The organism is Sphingobacterium kitahiroshimense (assembly GCF_025961315.1).
Classification (GTDB): domain Bacteria; phylum Bacteroidota; class Bacteroidia; order Sphingobacteriales; family Sphingobacteriaceae; genus Sphingobacterium; species Sphingobacterium anhuiense.
Genome location: NZ_JAOQNK010000001.1, coordinates 3,294,594 through 3,316,837 on the forward strand (window position 1 = coordinate 3,294,594; position 22,244 = coordinate 3,316,837).

The window sequence follows — 22,244 nt, forward strand, 5'->3', positions numbered from 1 at the left end:
CTAAATTCATCTATCACATTAATGGACAATGCTTTACCATCGCCCTCCCGCGCCTCCACCTCCAGAAGATCCTCCACCAAAACTACCACCACCCGAACCACTAGATCTGCCCGATCCACCACTTGAACTGCTTGATGATGATCTCACCAATCTCGGCGTACTCTGAGTTCCATGAGAGATTGTATAACCACAATATTTACATAGATCATACTTTTCTTCCAATCCACCAGAACTATAGGTCGCCTTTGTAATAGTTTTACGTAAATCTTTTTCAAATGTTTTATAATGGCATTGTGGACATAGTTCGATAGTTTTATTTTCATCCCAGGGAATCAATTTAGTCTCATTAGTTTTACTATTAACCCAGACTTCATAATCACGGCTATTAATTTTCTCTTCCATTAATTGACCTGCATCCAGGTAATTTCTCATTTTTGAATCCGCATTATCTCTATTTATACGCAACCAATTACCAGAATTATCTGGGGGTAATAACCGTCCTTCATATTTATATAATCTTTTATTTGACTTGCCAAAATCTATCCAAGCCAAAGGACTTACTAATATTGGAAGAAAGTTCCATCTCAAAAATTTACGAATTGCTTGCTGAATATTTTCCTCATCCTTATAAGAATTCATAACAGTCGTTACGCCCGCATTATACTTCATAGCAAGAGTTATGATACCGAACACGAGAATGAAATAAGGTAAATTCCTAACTTGATAAACTTGTTCAAAATTTTCAAAAACAAATGCAAAAATAAAAGACGTAAAAACATCAGCATACCCATACACCCACAACCGCTTACTAACGGAGGAAAATAACTACTTTTTTTTGTAATCTTTCCCTTTGTCATTTTAGTCACAACTGATATCCAAACATATAAGATTACAAAAGCAAAAAGAACTAGTAATGAATTTTTTAAATGTGGATTTTTAAAATTCCAGAAAGGTATTGTTTCTGGCATTAAGCGATCCAATTCTGTTCGTGCATCTGGAGCAGTCAGGATAGTCTGGATAAATCGTGAACATTCTAAAACGCCACGATCATAATCCTCCGCTTTAAAATTGGGAACTAAAAACTTTTCACCTATCCGCTTAAGATAGGCATCCGGCAATATACCCTCCATACCATATCCAGATATAAATCGATACTCATGTCTGTTTTTAGCAATAAAAAGAAGTAATCCATTATTACTCTCTTTTTTACCAATTCCCCAAGCATTAAATAAATTTAATGCAAAATCAAAATCACTATCTCCGACATAGTCATTAACTATTACAATCGCAAATTCACATTTTGTGATCGAATCGACCTGCCAAGAAATAGCATCTAGTTCTGCTACTACATGATTAGAAATAATTTGATCCGGATTTGAAACAAAATAATTTTGTCCCTTAATTTTAGGATTAGGAAGATCTTCAATGCCATATTGAGCAAAAGAAAATGAGGGCCCATGAATTAATACAAGGGTAAGAACTGTGAAAATAATTTTTTTAAAAATTCTTGACATAAACTAAATTTAGTATTTTAATTTGAACCAAAAAACATTTAATATTCTTCATAAATAAAATATCGCAACGAAGGCTACTCGATATCAATACATTCAAAAAAAAGAGGTAAGTATTTTGGATACTTACCTCTCAATTAGCGATTAAAAGATTAGAAAAATTATTTTTCGATATCTTTTAAGCTATTCATCTTTTTATATTCTAGGAAACCTTTAATATCTGTAAAGTGTTCACGAACACGTTTATTTCCAAATTCAAAGACTTTATGAGCTAATCCATCTAAGAAATCTCGATCGTGAGACACCAAGATCAATGTTCCATCAAAATCTTGAAGAGCATCTTTAATAATATCTTTAGTCTTCATATCCAAGTGATTGGTAGGCTCATCTAGTATAAGAACATTTACAGGTTCCAATAGCAATTTAATCATGGCCAAACGAGTTTTTTCACCTCCTGACAAGACTTTTACTTTTTTTGTAGTATCATCTCCGCTAAACATGAAAGCGCCGAGCAAATCTTTAATTTTCACGCGGACATCACCTACTGCAATCTGATCAATCGTGTCGAAAACAGTAAGTTCTCCATCCAATAACGCGGCCTGATTTTGTGCAAAATAGCCAATCTTAGCATTGTGACCAATTTTCAAACTTCCTTCGTAATCAATCTCTCCCATAATTGCTTTAATCATAGTTGATTTTCCTTCTCCATTTTTACCCACAAAAGCAACTTTTTCGCCACGTTCAATAACCATATCTGCTTTTTGAAAAACAACATGTTCATCATATTTTTTTGTAAGCTCCTCAACCATAACAGGATATTGTCCTGAACGAGGTGAAGGTGGAAATTTTAATCTCAAAGCAGATGTATCAACCTCATCGATCTCAATTACTTCCAATTTCTCTAACATTTTAACACGTGATTGTACTTGGAGCGTCTTTGAATAAGTTCCTCTAAAACGGTCTATGAATTCTTGATTATCAGCAATAAATCTTTGTTGCTCTTCATAAGCCTTTAATTGGTGTAGACGACGATCTTTACGTAACTCAAGATAATGACTGTACTTAGCCTTATAATCATAGATACGACCCATCGTTACTTCAATTGTTCGATTTGTAATGTTATCGACAAAAGCTCTATCGTGAGAAATAACAATGACAGCTTTTGCAGAATTCATCAAGAAATCCTCTAGCCATTGAATACTCTCAATATCCATATGATTGGTCGGTTCATCCAATAAAATTAAATCTGGTTTTTTCAAGAGAATCTTCGCCAGTTCAATTCGCATGCGCCATCCTCCAGAAAATTCAGAAGTTTGACGAGTAAAATCTGTGCGTTCAAATCCCAATCCTTTTAGTACCTTCTCGACTTCAGCATCGTAATTAACCTCTTCAATTGAATAAAACTTTTCACTTAGTTCAGACACTCTTTCAATCAGCTTCATGTAATCATCAGTTTCGTAGTCTGTTCTTACATTAAGTTGTTCATTTAGTTCCTCTAACTCATCCCGCATCTGATAAACTTCTCCAAATGCTTTAGATGTCTCTTCAAAAACAGTAACATTATCTTCTGTTAATAAATGTTGGGGTAAGTATGCAATAACTGCATCTTTCGGTCCCGAAACATTACCTGTTGTAGGTTTACCTGCACCAGCAATAATCTTCAATAATGTTGATTTACCTGCACCATTTTTTCCCATTAAAGCAATCTTATCATTTTCATTGATTGAGAATGACACATCACTAAAAAGAGTTGTTCCTCCGAAGGAAACTGAAATATTATTTACGTTAATCACTTTTATTCGCTTATATTTTCCGCAAAGATAAGCGAATCAATCTTATAAATATAGTACCCACCATTTTTATGGATGATTATACCTAACAACTACAAGAAAAAACAAGAATTATGGTCAATAATTTTCAGCATATATCTTTATTGATAATTGAATATCATTTCCTATAAAAGAAATAATAATAGTAATTTTCAATTTTGTGTATCTTTGCCTCATGCGATTTGATATAATTACCGTACTTCCAAGTCTATTAGATAGTCCTTTTGCACATTCTATTTTGCAACGGGCACAAAAAAAAGGTTTAGCAGAAATTGTTGTACACAATCTACGTGATTACGCGACAAATAAGCAGAAAAGTGTTGATGATTATCCCTATGGAGGAGGTTCTGGTATGGTTATGCAGATCGAGCCCTTTGCGGCTTGTATAGAAAAACTACAAGCAGAACGCACGTATGATGAAATTATCTTCATGTCTCCTGATGGCGAAACACTCAATCAAGAAATCGCGAATAATTTATCTACAAAAGGTAACATGATGATTCTTTGTGGCCACTACAAAGGTATTGATCAACGAATTAGAGATATCTATGTTACAAAAGAAATTTCTGTGGGTGATTATGTTTTATCTGGAGGAGAATTACCAGCGGCAATTTTAACAGATGCCATTATAAGATTAATACCTGGAGTTTTATCAGATGAAACTTCCGCTTTATCCGATTCTTTTCAAGACGGATTACTTGATGCGCCCATTTATACGCGTCCTGCAGACTGGAAAGGACATAAAGTTCCGGATGTATTACTTAGTGGACATGAAGCTAAAATATTGCAATGGAGAGACGAACAGCAGCTTATCCGCACCCGAGAAAGAAGACCAGATTTATTAAATGACTAATAAATTTCAGATTTTATTGATTATTTATCATAAAAAGTTTGCTTAATCATTTTTTTTTATAAATTTGTGATACAATGACGACAGTTAGAACATATACAAATTGGTGGTGGCCTGAAGCAATAAGCATCGGGGACTAATTGGTATTGTCAAAATATTTCATAATCAACCAAAACCATTTATGGAAGTTCAAACCCGATGCGACTCAGTATCGGGTTTTTTTATGTTTAAAAAATTAAGAATAAAATGAAATACACGTTTAAAACAAATCTCAAAAAATTGCTTGCTGATACGACAACTCCGGTTAGCATCTATCTCAGATTACGTGACGTCTTTCCAAATAGCATTTTACTAGAAAGTTCGGATTACCACAGCAGAGACAACAATATAAGTTACATCTGTTGCCAGTCCATTGCGCATATCAAACTTGATAATACGCAATTAGAAATTGCATATCCGAACGAAAAAGTCATCCTTAAAAATAAGGAAGAAATTAATTTAAAAGAGGAGGTAGCTACATTCAGAAAAGCATTTGGCGAACCCATTTCAACAGAACGTAACATTATTTCAAATGGTCTTTTTGGTTATTTCACATTTGATGCCATCGAACATTTCGAAGATATCAAGTTAACTACGGCTCCAAGTCCAAAACTGGATATTCCACATTTACAGTATCATGTTTATAAATACGTGATAGCAATAGACCATTTTAGAAATGAACTATTTGTATTTGAACATTTATTAAATGATGAAGAATCCGAATTAGATAAACTACAGTATTTAATACAAAATAAGAACTTTCCCGAATATACATTTCGTAGAACTGGAGAAGAGGCGTCCAATAGATCAGATGAAGAACATCGCGAATTGGTCAAAAAAGTAAAAGAACATATTCAAAGAGGTGATGTTTTTCAAATTGTTCCATCACGCGCATTTTCAACGCCTTTTCTAGGCGATGAGTTCAATGTATATCGTGCTTTACGTTCCATCAACCCCTCCCCCTACTTATTCTACTTTGACTACGGAAATTTCAAACTATTTGGGTCTTCTCCAGAAGCACAATTGACCATTAAAAATGGAGAAGCAACAATTTATCCAATTGCAGGTACTTTTAAACGGACCGGTAATATGGAGGAGGATATTAAAATAGCCGAAGAACTTAAAAATGACCCTAAAGAATCCGCTGAACATGTCATGCTCGTAGATCTTGCAAGAAACGATTTAAGCAGACATTGTAACCAAGTTGAGGTAAAATCTTATAAGGAAGCACAATACTATTCCCATGTAATCCACTTAGTTTCAAAAGTTTCAGGCAAATTAAAACCAGGAGTCAATCCTTTTGATGTTGTGGGTGATACATATCCGGCAGGAACACTGAGTGGTGCCCCTAAACATATGGCGCTTACTTTAATAGATCGTTATGAAGGCCAACAAAGATCATTCTATAGCGGTGCAATTGGATATATGGGTTTTAATGGCGATTTTAATCATGCTATTATGATTCGTTCATTTTTAAGTAAACAAAATCTATTGAATTACCAAGCAGGAGGAGGAATTGTATTAGATTCAGATCCAGAGATGGAATTACAAGAAGTAAATAATAAAATAGCAGCTTTGAGAAAAGCATTAGAATTAGCAGAAACGTTATGATTAGACCTTTAGAATATTGTGACAATCTATCACACATTCGTAGTTCAATTGACTGTATCGACTATAGAATCATTGAACTTATTGCACAACGGGCGCAATATGTACAACAAGCCGCTCAATATAAATCTTCATTAGAAGAAGTTAAAGCGGAACAAAGAGTAATTAACATGTTCGAGCAAAGAAATGATTGGGCAACTAATTTTAAAATTGAAGGAAAACTCGTAGAAAGTGTATTCCAATCAATCATCAATCACTTCATTAATAAAGAAACAGAAATTTTCCATGAGCAATCATAAAATATTAGTAATCGACAATTACGATTCGTTCACCTACAATTTGGTTCATCTATTACAAGAATGTGATCAAGAATATACAGTATGGAGAAATGATAAATTCAAATTAGAAGAGGTAGCTGCTTTTGATAAAATTTTATTGTCGCCAGGTCCAGGTATTCCCGAAGAAGCCGGTCTGTTATTAGATGTCATCCGCACATATGCGGATACAAAAAGTATATTAGGCATTTGCCTTGGCCAACAAGCCATTGCCGAAGTTTTTGGAGGTAAACTTTATAATATGCCGAGACCGCTACATGGAGTGGCAACAGATCTAATTATTATAGATCATTCAGAAAAACTATTTGAAGATTACGCTAGTCACAGTAAAATTGCACGTTATCATTCCTGGGCTGTCGAAACTTCATCTCTTCCTGAAACCTTAAAAGTAACCGCAACAGATGAAGATGGTGTTATCATGGCACTGTCCCATAGGACCCTTGACGTAAAAGGATTACAATTTCATCCAGAATCTGTTTTGACAGAGAATGGGAAAAAACTAATTGAAAACTGGTTAAAAAAATAGAAATGACAATTTTAGATAAAATAGTTGAACGAAAACGAGTAGAAGTCTCAGAAGCTCAAGCAAAAGTTTCTATCGAAGAACTTAGTGAATATCCGCTCTTTAGTAGAACTTGTTATTCGCTAAAAGAATCCGTTCTTGATCCACAACGTACGGGGATAATCTCAGAATACAAACGCGCCTCCCCTTCCAAAGGCGTCATCAACAACATTAACAAGGTATCAGAAGTTGTCAAAGGATATCAAAATGCAGGCGCTTCTGCAATATCAGTATTAACAGATGCTGATTTTTTTCAAGGAAGTTTAAAGGATCTGGAAGAAGCCCGATCAGTATTAACCATACCTTTACTTCGTAAAGAATTTATAATCGATAAATATCAGATCGCTGAAGCAAAAGCCTATGGTGCTGATATTATTTTACTAATAGCGGCATGTTTGACCAATGAAGAGGTAAGCGAACTCTCCAATTACGCTAAAACTTTGGGTCTGAATGTACTTTTGGAGGTTCATAACGAAGAAGAATTAAAAGGAAACCTATTTGATACAGTTGATGCCATTGGCGTAAACAACCGTAATCTGAAAGACTTCTCCGTATCATTAGCGCACTCTTACGACTTAGTCAATAAAATTCCAGATACTTATATTAAAGTTTCAGAAAGTGGAATTTCAGACCCTCAAACAATCCGTGAATTAAAAAGCATTGGTTATAATTCATTTCTTATTGGCGAAAATTTTATGAAAACAACTGACCCGGGGAAAGCATTATTGGAATTTGTAAAAGAAATATAAAAACTATTTAAATCCAATCTAAATAAGAGTATATTTGCTTCTTAAAATCACAGATTAAGTAGCCGCTTCTTATTTTGGACACAAAAATTTTTATCATAAATAAAGATAGCTTTGAGCAAATATACCTTCAATATTGGGAAGGTATGTTTGCATTTTGTATCAAAAATATCCAAGATGAAGAAGTTGCAAAAGAAATCGTTCAAGAAGTTTTTAAATCATTATGGGAACGGCGTGATGATCTTCGTCTTCTAGAAGTTGAGCGATACTTAATCAGAGCTGTTAAACTCAAAACCTTTGAATATATACGTAATAAAGTTACGCGCCAACATCATTTAGAAAACATAATTAATACAGCGGAAAACCACTATGTAGAGCATCCCTTAATTGCTCAAGAACTATCGGAGAAGATTTCATCATTAGTCAATAAATTACCCGCTCAATGTAAAAATGTTTTTCAAATGAGCAGAGATCAAGGTTTAACAAATAAAGAAATAGCCCATAAATTATATATATCAGAGCGAGCTGTAGAATATCACATTTCCAAAGCTTTAAAAACGCTAAAAACCGAATTAACCGAATATATTAATTAAATAAAAAAGAAATCCTGTATTTTTGCTATTAAGGATATAAGCCGATGAAAGTTGATCAAAAGTTGATAGAGAAATATCATTTAAACCAATGCACTCCAGAAGAAAGAATTCTTGTGGAGGAATGGCTTGTAGATGATAATTTGGACTTTTCTCCACTATCACTTCCTCAATTTGACAAGTCCCATATCCAATCACAGATCTGGGAAAACATTGCCGCTAATATAATTGAACCAGCCCCGATTAAAGTTGATAATAATAGAAAAAGACTAATACGTTACATAAGTATCGCTGCTTCAATCGTAATTTTATTCGGCCTCTTTATCTATAAAAACAATATAGATAAAGAAATTAGTTATGCCATTTTTGATAATAGCACAAGTGCAAATTCAAAGTATTTTGAAAAAAATAGTTATGAACTAATTTTAGGAAAGCATGCTACAGCAAAAATTAATGTAGAAACTGGAGAATTTTTTTCAATGGGTACAATGGTTATTATTCCAAAGAAAGATTTCGAATTTAGTTTTATTGGAACTAGAGAAAAAAAGGAATTAAAAAATGGAGAAACTTATTTCATTCTAAACTCCAAAAATACAGGCAAGCAAATTATTCTCTCCCAATCGGAACTCACTTTTTTAGCACCAACAATTCAGAATCAGCTTAAATTACAGTTTAACATTATATAACAAGCCTCTATTAATAACTTCAATTCCCATGCAATTAAAACCTATTTCTAAAACTCTTCTACTTTTATTAATAGTTTTCTTTATTGGTTGTTCGAGTAGAGACCAAAGTAACAGTAGTTCCAACAACTACAGCTTGTATATTATGAATAAGAATTTGGGAAATACCATTGTAACAACTAATTCTATAGATTCGGGGACAATAAATATTCTGAAAGATGGTATCGACTTACCAACACGATATTTTGATCGAAGCATCATCGTACATAATGGCTTTTTCTATCATATAAAAAGTGGAAAATTCATAAAATTCGAAATGCAGGAAAATGCATTAACAGAAATAGCTGCGATTCCGATGTCCAATCAACATATAGAAAATATGAATTGGCAAGGAAAAGATACGTTATTACTTTTTACGCTTGACAATAAAACATATAGTAAACTGCACTACTATAAAATAGATGTAAAGAAGTTCGAGATCCTACAAAAAGAAGAAATACATTTACCAGTTGCTCCAAGTAAATTTCCGATAGTTTCAATAGGATTCAGCACATTACATCAGAATAATCTCATACTGGGATATACATACAATAAAGTAATCAACGAAACAGATTTTACGACTATTGACACCATGTATTTTGCAACATTAGACCCACAAACGCTAAAGATAAAAAGCATACAAAAAGATAACCGATCCACCTACCCAGGAGGAGTCAATACAGTACAGTCTTACAGTTTTCATGATGAGAGAGGAAATTTCTATTTTATGAGTTGCCCAGGAATTGCTTTAGGAAACAATCTCAGTAAACCTACCGCAATATTTAGAATACCAAATAATACAACAACAGTAGATTCAAGCTATTTCTTTAATCTTACCGCTACAAATCAAAATCATGCCTATGGCATGTGGTACTTAGGGAATAATGAAGCAATCATTCGTAGTGAAAGAAAAGACCTTTATAACGATTTCAGCGATCATCATTCAACTTATCAATTTGAATATTATGTTGTAGATTTATTAAAACAAACAGCAACAAAGCTAACCCTACCCTACGATAAAGGAACTCGCAAAGAATCTGTTCTTGTGGAGAATGGTAAGGCATATATTACCATTGACGATAAAGATGATAATCATCAAGTTTGGATATACAATATTCAAACTAAAAAGATAAGTACCGGACTAAAATTAGACAAAGAGACAGATTTCATTGTCCGTATAGACAAACTAAATTAGTTTTTATAACTGAAAATAATTCGCTCCGAATATCTTACCACTTGTCATTTGAATATTGTTAAATAAATCAATTTAAAATCAACTTGATTTTTGCTTTGAAACCTCTTCGACCAAGAAATATTGTCTCCATACAACAGTATTAAACCTTTCTCTTCTTCTTGCTAACTCCCTAATTCGCTATCTATCTTTTTATGCCGCTAATCAATGATGATATTTCAATTTGACATTATCTTCATAAATTTATTCCAAAACTGAGTAGCCTAAAAACTAAATAAATTTAGATGTATAAAATTTATTAGCCTAAAAATTAAGCAAATAGCACATTTTATAATCTTTTTCTCACTCTGACCTTCGGTATATTTGGAGTTACGCAACATCTCTATGTATAATTAATCTAAATAAAGGGATGTCGAATTTAAAAATAATATGGTTAAGTCTATATGTAATCATATCGTTTACTGCTTACGCACAAAAGAGAGGAGAAATAAAAGGAAGAATAAGTACCACCTCAAATACACCTATTGAGGGTGCAACTATTACAATTCTTGAAACAAATCAAGTGACCCAAGCTGATAAAAGCGGTTTATTTTCAATAAAAAATATCGCTTTTGCCAACTATACTATACGAGTATCTGCTGTTGGATTCAAAGCCAAGGACAGAACTTTTCTTATTAGCCAGAAAAACACTGAAGTGCTATCTATAAAATTGGCTTCACAACAGACAACAATGGATGAAGTCGAAATCGTTGCAAGATCCGAAGCAAAAGAAATACAAAAGCAACCATTTAATGTTACAGCAATCGATGCGAAGAAATTGTACAATACAACAATGGATATTGGTCAGGCATTAAATCGTGTTTCGGGTGTTAGACTGCGAGAGTCGGGTGGCGTAGGATCAAACATGAATTTTAGCTTAAATGGTTTTTCGGGCAATCAGGTTAAATTATTCGTTGATGGAATTCCCATGGATAATTTCGGATCGTCCTTTCAGTTAAACAACATACCGATCAATTTTGCAGAACGAGTTGAAGTCTACAAAGGAGTCGTTCCCGTATGGCTAGGCGGCGATGCATTAGGTGGAGCAGTCAACATTGTAACCAAAAACCAGCCGGGAAAATATTTAGATGCTTCATATTCATATGGCTCATTTAACACCCACAAAATTTCAGTTAATGCCGGATACATTGCTAACAACGGTTTTACAATGATGCTTTCTGCTTTTCAAAATTACTCGGACAACAATTACTTGGTAAATGTAAGATCATACAATTTTGACACTGGAAAATTTTACCCCGCCGAAAGAAGAAAACGTTTCCACGATGCATACAGAAATGAAACATTAGTATATAATATGGGCGTTTCTAATAAAAAATACGCTGATCAGCTCCTTTTTGGTATTACCCTCGGCCAGAATAAGAAAGAAATCCAAACGGGTAATCATATGGAAGATGTATATGGAGGTCGAGAAAGCCAAGGAAACATTGTACAGCCGACTTTTAAATACATCAAGAGAAATTTATTGACAGCAGGTTTAGATGTAACGATAAACGCTCGATACAATTTCGGTACGGAAAGAAGTTTGGATACCGTCCCAAGAAGATTCACTTGGACAGGAGAAAGTATACCTAAAAATCCAAAAGATCCAAATGCTCCAGGAGGAGAAAATGACTTAACAGATTACCGCTACAAAAACAACAATGGTAATCTTACGGCCAATATCTCTTATGCAATTAACAAGAATAATAGCATTATGATCAATCATTTGTTGACAACATTTGACAGAAAAGGAAAAGATCATTACTATCCAGATTTAGAAGTTAATAAGCTCCCACGCAAAACAATAAAAAACATTACAGGAATCGGCTATAGAACCTCCATACTTGATCGTTGGGATGCTAATATTTTTCTAAAAAACTACAATCAAAATGGAAAATACTTCAATGAACTTGAGAAGGAAACTTATGAGAATGTGGAAATATCAATCAATAAAATCGGATATGGCTTAGCAACTTCCTATTTCCTGAATCCAGACATTCAACTAAAAGCTTCCTATGAGAAAGCATACCGACTTCCCGATAATACCGAATTATTTGGTGATGCCATCAATATTAGTGGTAATCCTGGTCTAAGACCCGAGAGTAGTGATAATATCAACTTAGGTTTATCATATGCTTTAAAATTACAAAAAAACCAACAAATTATCATAGATGCCAATTACATATTCCGCAATGCTAAAGATTTTATACGCCAGTATGTAGGACCATTAAGCAGCAATAATAAAAGAGAACTTAAAAGTGCTAATCTAAGAAGTGTACGAAACAATAGTGTTGATATCAACTTAAAATATTATTTCAAGAACCTGTTTTCAGTCGGAGGAAATATGACTTACCAAAACCTGATCAACACAACTAAAGTTGAACCTTCGCAAATTATACAAAGTAGTATCTACAAAGATAGAATGCCAAATATGCCCTATTTATATGGTAATGCTGACGCGGCTTACTATTTTCACAACGTCGGTAAACAGAATAATACTTTAACGGTAGGATATAATCTTCAATATATACATGAGTTCTTTTTAGATTGGCCAAGTTTAGCGACCCCATCTCAAAGATATAGAATCCCAACACAAGTATCACATGATGTAAACATCATCTATTCTTTAGCATCTGGAAAATATAATATCGCTTTAGAATGTAATAATCTAACCGATGCAACACGTTTCGACAATTTCGAAATGCAAAAGCCAAGTAGATCTTTCAATATTAAGTTCAGATACTTTATACGTACAAAATAACAATCACAATTCAATAAATAAATACAATGAAAAAGTTAAACACTTTAAAAATGCTGACCCTAGCATGTGGCGTTTTAGCCATCACTGCATGTTCAAAAGACAATCCTTCTGATGGAGGAAGTGATACCGGAAATTCCGGAAAAAGAGAAAAATTTGTTTTTATCGTAAATGGACAAGGTAGTGGAGAAGCTGGAACTTCAGGTAATTATATCCTGTCAACAGATAATGTAAGCGATGGAACACTCAGTATTGTAGGTAACGGTATGCCAGCGACAGAACAATCCTTTATCAATCAGAACAACTATATCTTTGGACTAACATATGGTGGTCAAGGACCGATAACCCCTTACAACATTGATAGTAAAGGTGAGTTCCAGAGACTTAAAGATGAACAAGTAAATGCTGAGACATCAGGTATTTATGGACATTTTGGAGACAAAAATATTATATTAGGTACCACAAATAGAAGTATTGTTAATCCAGTGGCAACCCTAAGAAATTACGATGCTCAAAATTTCTCTATAGCAAATAAAAACACCGTTGATCTATCCAAAGTTTTAGGCGGAAAAAGAATGGCCATCTGGACCGGCGTGTTTCAAGTAGGAAATAAAATATATGTTCCTTTTCAATCTGGAGACGGATCAAACAACTGGGGCGGTAATTTCACAACCACCGACACTACTTATATCGGTATCTTCTCTTATCCTGAGCTAAAATTCGAAAAAACAATTAGAGATGGACGTGGTTCACATATTGGAAATTGGTGGGCACAACAAGGTCTTGCTGTAGACAACAAAGGTGATGCATACGTTTGGTTTTCAGCAAATGAAGCATCTTTAGCTTCTAAAAACAAATCAGGATTTCTTCGAATTAAGAAAGGAACTGATGAATTTGATAAAGACTATTATTTTGATATTGAATCATTAGGAAATGGCAAAATTGCAAGAGGAAGTTATCTTAAAGATGATAAATTCTTAATGACAGTTTATAATAAAGGCGAACAAGCTGAAGGTGTAGGAGGTGGATTAGTAAAATTATACATCGTCGATATTCAGACAAAAAAGATGACTGAAATCAAAGAAATTCCTGCCCATGAACAACAAGGATATAAGGACGTCGTATTTGTTGAAAAAGATGGCAGTAAAGCTTACTATGCATGTCAGAGTTTAGAAGACAAACAATATTATACCTATACAATTGACATCAATAATGCAACAGCCAAAAGAGGTTTAAAATTTGTCGGTGTATCTGGTGTTTCGTCCATGAGTAAAATCAATTACTAAAAATAAAAATCCATTTATTCTGTCAAAGAAATACTTTGACAGAATAAATTTTATCACTTTATAAATAGCGCTTTAAATTATTATGCTCAGCAAAATTAATGCATGGCTACATCTTTGGTTAGGACTAGCGGCAGGCATACCTGTTGTTATCCTAAGTATAACCGGCTGTGTACTTGTCTTCGAACATGACATCAAAGAATTCACTACAAATTATATTCGCGTAGAAGCACAAAGATCAGAAGATCAGCTTCCTCCATCTGCAATCTACAAAGCTGTAAAGACAGCCATTCCAGACAAAGAAATAGCTAGTTCCTGGTATTATGGTTTAGATAAATCAGTTAAAGTAAGTTTAGACCACTCCGATAGTTTAGTCTATGTCAATCCTTATACAGCTGAGATCCTAGCTGTTGTTAATCATGAAGATTTCTTTCATTTCATGGATGAGGGGCACCGTCATCTATGGATGCCGAACAAGATCGGCCGTCAAGTAGTCGGCTGGAGTACTTTTATATTCTTTTCACTACTAATCACTGGTCTTATTTTATGGTGGCCAAAAAAATGGAACAAAAGATCTCGTGAGCAGAGTTTTACCATCAAATGGAAAGCGCGGTTCAAACGAGTAAATTATGACCTGCACAATGTATTAGGATTTTACGGACTAACCATAGCCTTAGTTATGTGCCTTACAGGGTTAATCATGAGCTTCCCGTGGATGCGCAAATCAGTAGTTTGGCTCAGCGGAGGATACCCGAATAAACCTAAAGTAGAACAAGTTGAAAAAGAAATACCTGATGATCAGCCCTTGAATGATGCATTGATTGTTGCTGATCAAATCTGGTATAAAGTGCGCCATGAATATGCTCGCCATAACAAAGAAGCCGTTATCGTCCACTACCCTGAAGCCGAGGATAAATCCGTATATGCATGTACAGATATGGAAAACGGTATATGGCGTGACTTAAATTTTGATCGTAATACGCTAGAATTAACAGGCAGAAAACAAGGTCCCATTGATGATGCCAATACCACAGAATGGCTAATGCGCGCAAATTATGCCTTACATACAGGATTCATTGGGGGAATGGCTACTAAAATAATATATTTTTTAGCATCACTTATTTGCGCAACATTACCGATTACTGGTTTCTATATCTGGTGGGGGAAAAAGAAAAAAAAAGTAAAAAAATCAAAATCTATTCATCCAATAACATCTTAATCTTGCAGACATGTTTCATCATTGCAACTACTTACTTAGTTTATTTCTAGTTTTTACTTTATTTGTTGCCAGTGCTCAAAATTCTGCTAAAATCATGGGCCGTGTCCTAGATGAACAGAACGAACCTGTACCCCATGCACAAGTAACTTTACATCGCGTTCATGATGGAACTGTCGCAAAAATTATTACTGCCGATAGCATAGGGAATTTTATTTTCCCTAATGCACCATATGGAAATTACTATGTGCATATAAAAAATATGACACACGAAGATTTTAAAACATCTCAATTCATATTAAGCGAGCACGTGAATGCATATGATTTTGGGAAAATTGTATTGCTTCAAAACAATGCTTATCTGAGTGAGGTTGTCATCAATAAACGCAAGCAATTTATAGAACAACATCAAGATAAAACCATTTTCAACATAGAAAACTCTGCATTAGCAGATGGTAACAGTGGATTAGAACTTTTGACCAAAATTCCAGGTATAAGTCTAGATAATAATGGAACCTTCAGTTTAAAAGGAAAATCTGGTGCTTCTATCATGATTAACGGAAAACTTACCTACCTCTCCGCAGATCAGCTAGCCAATTTGTTAAGAAGTACATCCTCAAACGATATAACAAAAATTGAAGTTATGACTAATCCTAATGCCAAGCAAGATGCGGCAGGAACATCAGGGATAATCAATATCGTATTAAAAAAAGGATTGAAGCAAGGGTTGAACGGAGCTGTTTCCGGAAATATGGGAGCAGGTCGCGGATTACACCTAGGCGGTAGTTTAGACCTAAATTACAGAACGGAAAAAATAAATATCTTCGGAAATTACAATCAATACTTTCAAAATTTAGAGTATTACAATTCATTAACACGCTACTTTTATAAAGATACGCAAGCAGAACCAGAAACCTACTCCCAACAGGAAAACAAAATTCAACCGAAACTGCGTTCAAATAATTTCAGAGTTGGTATGGATTTTTATTTAAGTTCAAAACAGACTTTGGGATTTCTAGTAAATGGAGGCTTTGGTAAATATCCAAAATATGAACCAACCACCAATTATTTTAGAAACTATGCGACAAAAGATCTCATCTGGTCGGCTTCAACCATAACCGAAGGAAAAGAAAGATGGGAAGACATGTTATATAACATCAATTATAACCTGAAGTTCAACGAAAATGGACATGAACTAAAAGTGGATTTTGATATGATTGACCATTATTCCAAAATGGATCAAACACTAAATACTAAATACAGTAATGAAAATCAAAATAATATACGCCCCTTATCATCACGCACTGGCGATATTCCCTCAGACAGTAAGGTTTATGTTGCAAAAATTGATTATACCCTCCCTTTTAATGAAACTTTTAAGCTAGAAACTGGTTGGAAAGCAAGTCATATCCGGACAGAAAACGATTTGCGGTATGATACATTGCTAAATGAGAGTTATGTTCCAGATCTATCGACAAGTAATCACTTCATTTATAAAGAAACGATACAAGCAGGTTATGTGAATCTATCAAAAACTTGGAGCAAATTTTCAACACAAGTAGGATTACGAGCAGAGCACACATCTACCGATGGTAATCAAATAACTTTAAATGAACAGTTCTCTAAAGATTATTTAAAGTTTTTCCCATCAGCATTTTTATCTTATAGCATCAATAACAATCATAAAGTACAACTAAGCTATAGCTATCGCATCGAGCGTCCATCCTTCTGGAGTCTAAACCCATTCCGCGTCTATACAGACCCCTTCTCCTATTCAGAAGGAAATTCAAAACTAGATCCTGCTTACGAGCACGCTTATGAAGCTAACTATACACTAGCTAACAAATATATATTTACGTTAAATTATGCAGACAGATCTAATGTCGTAAATGATATCATAGGATTAGATCCTACAAACAAACAAATCACTTTTGAAAGACCCGAAAATATCGGTTCATTCAAAAATTTTGGCGTATCATTCATGGCTCCTACACAATTATTTTCCTGGTGGACAGCTACACATTTTGCAAACTATTACAGAAACGAATATGAGATTCCACAAGAAAATGAACTAATCAAAAGATCAGGCAATACGTTATCATTAAATACACAAAATACTTTCAAACTACCCAAAGATTGGTCTGTAGAGATTGGAGGAAATTATAACTCTGGTCTGACCATTGGTTTAACGAATATCAAAAGTTACGGACTTATTTACAGTGGAATACAAAAGAGCATTTTAAGTAAAAAAGCAACGATTAAGCTGGTCGTTAACGACATATTTCATACCAATAACCGTCGATATGAAACAGTATCCAATGCAGTGAGATTAATAGGAAAATCAAATCCAGATAGCAGAACAGCAATTTTATCATTCAATTACCGATTTGGAGGTTCAGATAACAGAGCAAAAGAACGCTCAACAGGTTCGGAAGATATCAAAAATAGATTATAAAAATCAACACGATGCAAAGGTGATATTCCACACCAGTATAAATAGAAAACAGCTATCAAAAGAAATTGATAGCTGTTTTCTATTTATACTTATTCGAGCGTTGTAAATACCAACAACTTTGAAAACTTCAGAACATATATCCTTACTAATTAATCTCTTTACGAAGAAGCACATTTTAGCAAGAAACCTGCCCTGCATATTAATAAACAATAAAACATGAATTTCCTAAATCATCATATGACATTCATATCAAAAACACCATAAATAGAACTATCTCAAAATTGTTATCTTTGTAAAAAAATCAAATATGTCTGTTAAGATTGGCGAAAATATAGATTTAGGAGACTTTCCATTATTGCTAGCTCCAATGGAGGATGTAAGTGATCCGCCATTCCGTTTTGTTTGTAAGCAAAATGGGGTAGATATGATGTATACGGAATTTATCTCTTCAGAAGGATTAATTCGAGACGCAGCAAAATCACGTAAAAAGTTAGATATCTTCGAGTATGAAAGACCAATAGGTATACAAATCTTCGGTTCCGAAATCGAACACATGAGACAGTCATCCGAAATCTGCACATTAGCAAATCCAGATCTAATCGATATTAATTACGGTTGTCCAGTTAAAAACGTTGCTTGCCGTGGAGCAGGTGCTAGTTTATTGCAAGATATCGATCGTATGGTCGCAATGACAAAAGCAGTCGTGGAAGGAACACATCTACCAGTTACTGTGAAGACCCGCCTTGGCTGGGACGATGACACCAAAAATGTTTATGAAGTGGCAGAACGTTTACAGGATATCGGTATTAAAGCTTTATCAATACATGGACGTACACGCGCACAAATGTATAAAGGGCAAGCAGATTGGTCTATGATTCGTGATATTAAGCGTAATCCACGCATTAAAATTCCAATTTTTGGAAACGGCGATGTAGATTCTTTAGAAAAAGCAATTGCATGGCGCCAGGAATATGAAGTTGATGGTATTATGATTGGTCGCGCCTCAATTGGATATCCTTGGATATTTAGAGAAATAAAACACTTTTTCAACACAGGAGAACGTTTAGCCGGTCCAACAATTGCTGAACGTGTAGATGTGTGCAGAACACATTTGGTTAAATCAATTGAATGGAAAGGACCTAAAACAGGTATTTTCGAAATGCGTCGTCATTATTCAAACTACTTTAAAGGTATACCAGACTTTAAAGAATACAGAATGCGATTAGTCAGTCTTCAGACATTCGAAGAGATCCAAGAAGTGTTAGACGAAATACAACATAACTTTGCAGAAGAAGCTATTTATTAAAAATAGCTTCTTCTAACTTTTAGACTTCAACATCTTCATTACCGTTTTCCTCTCGACAAAAACGGTTCCCAATAAGTAAGCAATCAACATCATATTGCCAATCCAAAAATTCCGGTCAAATACTATGTAATGGATATAAACGATCATAGTACCAACCAACATATAAGCCCCAATTTTAAAGATCTTATAAGGAATTGGATAATTCTTTTGTCCCCAAAAATAGGATAAAAATACCATTACACCATAAGTTATGGTCGTCACATAAATTGCACCGACATAGCTGTAGCGCGGAATCAGGATATAACACAATATAATTGTAATTAAAGCCCCAATACCTGAAATATAGAGACCGTATCGTGTTTGATCAGAAAGTTTATACCACACAGAAAGGTTCATATATATCCCAAGCATCACATAGTTGAATAAAATAACAGGAATAATAAATAGACCCGACCAATATTCTGCACTCTCTGAAGCAGATCCTCCTTGAATAAAATACTTAAGCCATTCAATATTGACAGACAATCCGATCATGACAACCATCATAGCAATCACAAAATATTCCATGATCATTGCATAAACCTTTTTCGAATTATCATTTTTGGCATAGGAGAAGAAAAAAGGTTCGGCTCCTAAACGAAATGCCTGCACGAAAATGCTTAAGAAAACAGCAATCTTTGCAATAGCACCATATATACCAACATCTCGGTCAGCAATACTTTTCGGTAATAATTCAGGCATTAAAATCTTATCTAGGTTTTCGTTTATGATAAATGAAATATTAGCGATCAAAATAGGAAAGCTATATCGAAACATATCACCTAACAACACCCGATCAATTTTAAAATTAAATGTTCTAATCTCGGGCAACAGCATCAACAATGTCACTGCACTCGCTACAAAATTAGAAATAAACACATAACCCAACCATGAGTTTATATACCAGCTAGAAAAATATGGTTCAGTATCCGGAAAATCTTGAAGTAAATAAGGTATGAAGACAATGAATGTCAAGTTTAAAATAACAAATGTGATGATATTGACTAACTTCAATACGCCGTAGCGCAATGGCCGACCATTAGCACGAACTTTGGCAAAAGGAACAACAGCAAGTGCATCAACGACTAAAGTAAGTCCAACAAAGTAAATATAGCTTTTATATTGACCTACAGAGTCAATATTTTCTTTTGCAAACCAATGCGCAATGTCATTAGAAAAAATAAGAATAGTTAATAGAAAAATTAAAGAAGTAAAAATGGTGACAACAAAGCTATTATTGAATACTTTAGATTTATCCTTCTCCTCAACTTTCTGTAAATATCTAAAATAGGTTGTTTCCATCCCAAAAGCTAGGAATGCATTGATCATAGCTGCCCAAGAATACATATTCGTAAATATTCCATAGGTGGAAGCTTCAAATTTACGAACGAAAATTGGCGTTAAAACAAAATTCAGTAATCTAGAGATGATAGTACTGAGACCGTAGATCAAGGTTTGACCAGCAAATTTCTTAAAAACAGACAAGATATTAAGATTTATTTAGACGATTTTTTTAGCACTTCAAAATTCTTAAAATCTTCCCAGACGCCCTCTTCACAAATCACTTCTTCCACTACTGCGCGCTCAGGTCCCTCTTCACAGAATTCTTTTAAACAATCTAGAGCAAAATCATCACCCTCTGCCTCAATATAAACAGAACCATCCGCTAAATTTCTAACAAACCCTTTAATACCCAATTGGTCGGCAACTGCTTTGGTAGATAACCTAAAATAAACCCCCTGTACTTTTCCTTTGATAGAAATATTAACATGTTTCATATCAACAAAAGTACAGAAGATTTTGAGTATTTTACTATGCTAATCTTTGCACCGTAACTTTATCAGATAATCTAAAATGTTCCATATTTTTTAATAGAACAAGACCTGGTTTTTTACCAACTTCAATTGAACCAAATTTATCATCGATATTTAAAGCCTGTGCCCCATTAATAGTAGCCCACTGGATAGATTGCTGAAAATCTAAATTATCAAAATGTTTATGTAACACTTTTAATTCATCTAAAATTGAAAGCTTATCATTGGATGCTAAACTATCTGTACCGATTACAATTTTTTGATTATCGTTTACAAAGTTCATTACTTTTGGCAATTGACCTTCAATATAAAGATTCGCCTTCGGACATAAACACCATACGATATCACGGCCCATTCGGTCCACAAAATCAAGGTCTTTCAATGACGTATACGTATTGTGAACCAAGATCAACTTATTAGGATGAGGTAAATATGGTAAATATGACTGAATTGAATTTCTAGCCTGAGCTTTAAACAAATCAGGATTTTTCCCTATTACTTTAAAGAAATCGATAAATCCTCCCGTTTTATAACGAAACAATCGATTTTCTTCATCACTCTCTTGATTATGAATACTGATAATATTAACATCAGAAACCGCTTTTTTAAATTTCTTCAGAAGTATTTTCGAACAAGAATAAGGAGCATGTGGTGTAATTGAAGAATGTGCTGGATCAAATTCATGAATCAAATCCTTAGCCTCCTGCAATCGACCATCAGCTTCATCCGGCTCTACTCCGAAGACTTCAACAAAAGTGTGGTAAAGAATCTTACTAGACTCCTTAATGTTAGATGTGTTATCAGAATTCACGTGATCTCCAACTGCCACAATACCATTATTGTACATTTCTTCATCAGCAGCAGCCATCGCTTTATCAATCACTTTTAAAGAAGTGCCACGACTTGTCATAACCAAAGAAAGAAAAGCTGGTAATCCAGTTTTTTGCGGAATCGTACCCTTCATATGGGACAATTCTAAGTGACAATGCGCATTAATAAATCCAGGAACAATAACTCCTTCAAATTTTTCAATATGCTGGCCGCTCAATTCTACGTCTTTACTTTCATAAATCCCAAGGATTTCACCATCATCATTAACTTTTACCACTCCATCTTTAATAGGTAAAGATGTAATTGGTAAGATATAGGTAGCGCTAAAATATTTCATTATTATAAAAACTTTAATAGTTACTTAGCATTCAGGTCAACGCAAAGGAACTGTGGTTATTAACGTTAAAATTCGTGCCAAAATTTAGTAAAAAAAATATTACCATTAAAAAAAACAAATTTACACAATTAGTTTAATTATTTAATCGTGATAAAAATCAAAGACTTTTAGATAAATTAACT

19 protein-coding genes are annotated in these 22,244 nt (G+C 34.1%); 13 read left to right on the plus strand and 6 right to left on the minus strand.

Going from position 1 to position 22,244, the window contains the following annotated elements:
* Positions 1-33 precede the first annotated feature (33 nt).
* The 3 genes from M2265_RS14630 to M2265_RS14640 form a co-directional block, all read right to left on the minus strand.
* Entirely contained in the window at positions 34-669 is a 636-nt protein-coding gene (locus M2265_RS14630; RefSeq protein ID WP_197086249.1) for a hypothetical protein, read from the minus strand.
* Between the two features lie 8 nt (positions 670-677).
* Complete coding sequence (locus M2265_RS14635; protein WP_132771567.1) at positions 678-1,514, minus strand: TPM domain-containing protein; 837 nt, start codon at positions 1,512-1,514, stop codon at positions 678-680.
* A 158-nt stretch (positions 1,515-1,672) separates the two neighbouring features.
* Complete coding sequence (locus tag M2265_RS14640; protein ID WP_132771568.1) at positions 1,673-3,304, minus strand: ABC-F family ATP-binding cassette domain-containing protein; 1,632 nt, start codon at positions 3,302-3,304, stop codon at positions 1,673-1,675.
* 211 nt (positions 3,305-3,515) lie between these two features.
* On the opposite strand from M2265_RS14640, the gene trmD reads away from it, so the two are divergent.
* From trmD to dusB, 13 genes are all read left to right on the plus strand, one after another.
* Complete coding sequence (gene trmD, locus M2265_RS14645; protein WP_021192370.1) at positions 3,516-4,193, plus strand: tRNA (guanosine(37)-N1)-methyltransferase TrmD; 678 nt, start codon at positions 3,516-3,518, stop codon at positions 4,191-4,193.
* Between the two features lie 243 nt (positions 4,194-4,436).
* The gene (locus M2265_RS14650) at positions 4,437-5,840 is read left to right on the plus strand and encodes an anthranilate synthase component I family protein (protein WP_021192369.1); all 1,404 of its coding nucleotides are present in this window, start codon (positions 4,437-4,439) and stop codon (positions 5,838-5,840) included.
* Positions 5,837-6,136 carry a chorismate mutase gene (locus M2265_RS14655; protein ID WP_021192368.1) on the plus strand — a complete coding sequence of 100 codons (300 nt, stop codon included), beginning with the start codon at positions 5,837-5,839 and terminating at the stop codon, positions 6,134-6,136. The genes M2265_RS14650 and M2265_RS14655 overlap by 4 nt, the downstream gene beginning before the upstream one ends.
* Complete coding sequence (locus tag M2265_RS14660) at positions 6,123-6,698, plus strand: anthranilate synthase component II (RefSeq protein WP_132771569.1); 576 nt, start codon at positions 6,123-6,125, stop codon at positions 6,696-6,698. The genes M2265_RS14655 and M2265_RS14660 overlap by 14 nt, the downstream gene beginning before the upstream one ends.
* A 2-nt stretch (positions 6,699-6,700) precedes the next feature.
* Entirely contained in the window at positions 6,701-7,483 is a 783-nt protein-coding gene (gene trpC, locus M2265_RS14665) for an indole-3-glycerol phosphate synthase TrpC (protein WP_132771570.1), read from the plus strand.
* A 74-nt stretch (positions 7,484-7,557) separates the two neighbouring features.
* On the plus strand, positions 7,558-8,073 hold the full coding sequence (locus M2265_RS14670) for an RNA polymerase sigma-70 factor (protein WP_021192365.1): 516 nt from the start codon (positions 7,558-7,560) through the stop codon (positions 8,071-8,073).
* 44 nt (positions 8,074-8,117) lie between these two features.
* Positions 8,118-8,756, plus strand: coding sequence for a hypothetical protein (locus M2265_RS14675; RefSeq protein ID WP_021192364.1), 639 nt, complete (start codon positions 8,118-8,120; stop codon positions 8,754-8,756).
* A gap of 142 nt (positions 8,757-8,898) precedes the next feature.
* Entirely contained in the window at positions 8,899-9,987 is a 1,089-nt protein-coding gene (locus M2265_RS14680) for a DUF4374 domain-containing protein (protein ID WP_243655459.1), read from the plus strand.
* 406 nt (positions 9,988-10,393) lie between these two features.
* Positions 10,394-12,784, plus strand: a complete 2,391-nt coding sequence (locus tag M2265_RS14685; RefSeq protein WP_132771572.1) for a TonB-dependent receptor — start codon at positions 10,394-10,396, stop codon at positions 12,782-12,784.
* Between the two features lie 26 nt (positions 12,785-12,810).
* Positions 12,811-14,067: a DUF4374 domain-containing protein gene (locus M2265_RS14690; RefSeq protein WP_132771573.1), complete on the plus strand. Its 1,257-nt coding sequence runs from the start codon at positions 12,811-12,813 to the stop codon at positions 14,065-14,067.
* Positions 14,068-14,149: 82 nt separating this feature from the next.
* Positions 14,150-15,283: a PepSY-associated TM helix domain-containing protein gene (locus M2265_RS14695; protein ID WP_132771574.1), complete on the plus strand. Its 1,134-nt coding sequence runs from the start codon at positions 14,150-14,152 to the stop codon at positions 15,281-15,283.
* 10 nt (positions 15,284-15,293) lie between these two features.
* Positions 15,294-17,735 (plus strand): outer membrane beta-barrel family protein, encoded by a 2,442-nt coding sequence (locus tag M2265_RS14700; RefSeq protein WP_132771575.1) that lies wholly within the window; start codon positions 15,294-15,296, stop codon positions 17,733-17,735.
* Between the two features lie 307 nt (positions 17,736-18,042).
* On the plus strand, positions 18,043-19,041 hold the full coding sequence (gene dusB, locus M2265_RS14705; RefSeq protein ID WP_132771576.1) for a tRNA dihydrouridine synthase DusB: 999 nt from the start codon (positions 18,043-18,045) through the stop codon (positions 19,039-19,041).
* A 12-nt stretch (positions 19,042-19,053) separates the two neighbouring features.
* Here the strand turns inward: dusB and M2265_RS14710 are convergent, their stop codons facing one another.
* The 3 genes from M2265_RS14710 to M2265_RS14720 are packed head-to-tail and all read right to left on the minus strand — an operon-like array spanning position 19,054 to position 22,062.
* Positions 19,054-20,565, minus strand: a complete 1,512-nt coding sequence (locus M2265_RS14710) for an oligosaccharide flippase family protein (RefSeq protein WP_132771577.1) — start codon at positions 20,563-20,565, stop codon at positions 19,054-19,056.
* Between the two features lie 11 nt (positions 20,566-20,576).
* Positions 20,577-20,858, minus strand: a complete 282-nt coding sequence (locus M2265_RS14715; protein WP_021192356.1) for an acylphosphatase — start codon at positions 20,856-20,858, stop codon at positions 20,577-20,579.
* A 34-nt stretch (positions 20,859-20,892) separates the two neighbouring features.
* Positions 20,893-22,062 carry an amidohydrolase family protein gene (locus M2265_RS14720; RefSeq protein WP_243655460.1) on the minus strand — a complete coding sequence of 390 codons (1,170 nt, stop codon included), beginning with the start codon at positions 22,060-22,062 and terminating at the stop codon, positions 20,893-20,895.
* Between the last annotated feature and the right edge of the window lie 182 nt (positions 22,063-22,244).

Bases quoted from the DNA above. Each gene is read 5' to 3' on its own strand.
- M2265_RS14630 (WP_197086249.1), bottom strand. From the start codon at position 669: ATGAAGTATAATGCGGGCGTAACGACTGTTATGAATTCTTATAAGGAT.
- M2265_RS14635 (WP_132771567.1), bottom strand. From the start codon at position 1,514: ATGTCAAGAATTTTTAAAAAAATTATTTTCACAGTTCTTACCCTTGTA.
- trmD (WP_021192370.1), top strand. From the start codon at position 3,516: ATGCGATTTGATATAATTACCGTACTTCCAAGTCTATTAGATAGTCCT.
- M2265_RS14650 (WP_021192369.1), top strand. From the start codon at position 4,437: ATGAAATACACGTTTAAAACAAATCTCAAAAAATTGCTTGCTGATACG.
- M2265_RS14655 (WP_021192368.1), top strand. From the start codon at position 5,837: ATGATTAGACCTTTAGAATATTGTGACAATCTATCACACATTCGTAGT.
- M2265_RS14660 (WP_132771569.1), top strand. From the start codon at position 6,123: ATGAGCAATCATAAAATATTAGTAATCGACAATTACGATTCGTTCACC.
- trpC (WP_132771570.1), top strand. From the start codon at position 6,701: ATGACAATTTTAGATAAAATAGTTGAACGAAAACGAGTAGAAGTCTCA.
- M2265_RS14675 (WP_021192364.1), top strand. From the start codon at position 8,118: ATGAAAGTTGATCAAAAGTTGATAGAGAAATATCATTTAAACCAATGC.
- M2265_RS14680 (WP_243655459.1), top strand. From the start codon at position 8,899: ATGAATAAGAATTTGGGAAATACCATTGTAACAACTAATTCTATAGAT.
- M2265_RS14685 (WP_132771572.1), top strand. From the start codon at position 10,394: ATGTCGAATTTAAAAATAATATGGTTAAGTCTATATGTAATCATATCG.
- M2265_RS14690 (WP_132771573.1), top strand. From the start codon at position 12,811: ATGAAAAAGTTAAACACTTTAAAAATGCTGACCCTAGCATGTGGCGTT.
- M2265_RS14695 (WP_132771574.1), top strand. From the start codon at position 14,150: ATGCTCAGCAAAATTAATGCATGGCTACATCTTTGGTTAGGACTAGCG.
- M2265_RS14700 (WP_132771575.1), top strand. From the start codon at position 15,294: ATGTTTCATCATTGCAACTACTTACTTAGTTTATTTCTAGTTTTTACT.
- dusB (WP_132771576.1), top strand. From the start codon at position 18,043: ATGTCTGTTAAGATTGGCGAAAATATAGATTTAGGAGACTTTCCATTA.
- M2265_RS14715 (WP_021192356.1), bottom strand. From the start codon at position 20,858: ATGAAACATGTTAATATTTCTATCAAAGGAAAAGTACAGGGGGTTTAT.
- M2265_RS14720 (WP_243655460.1), bottom strand. From the start codon at position 22,062: ATGAAATATTTTAGCGCTACCTATATCTTACCAATTACATCTTTACCT.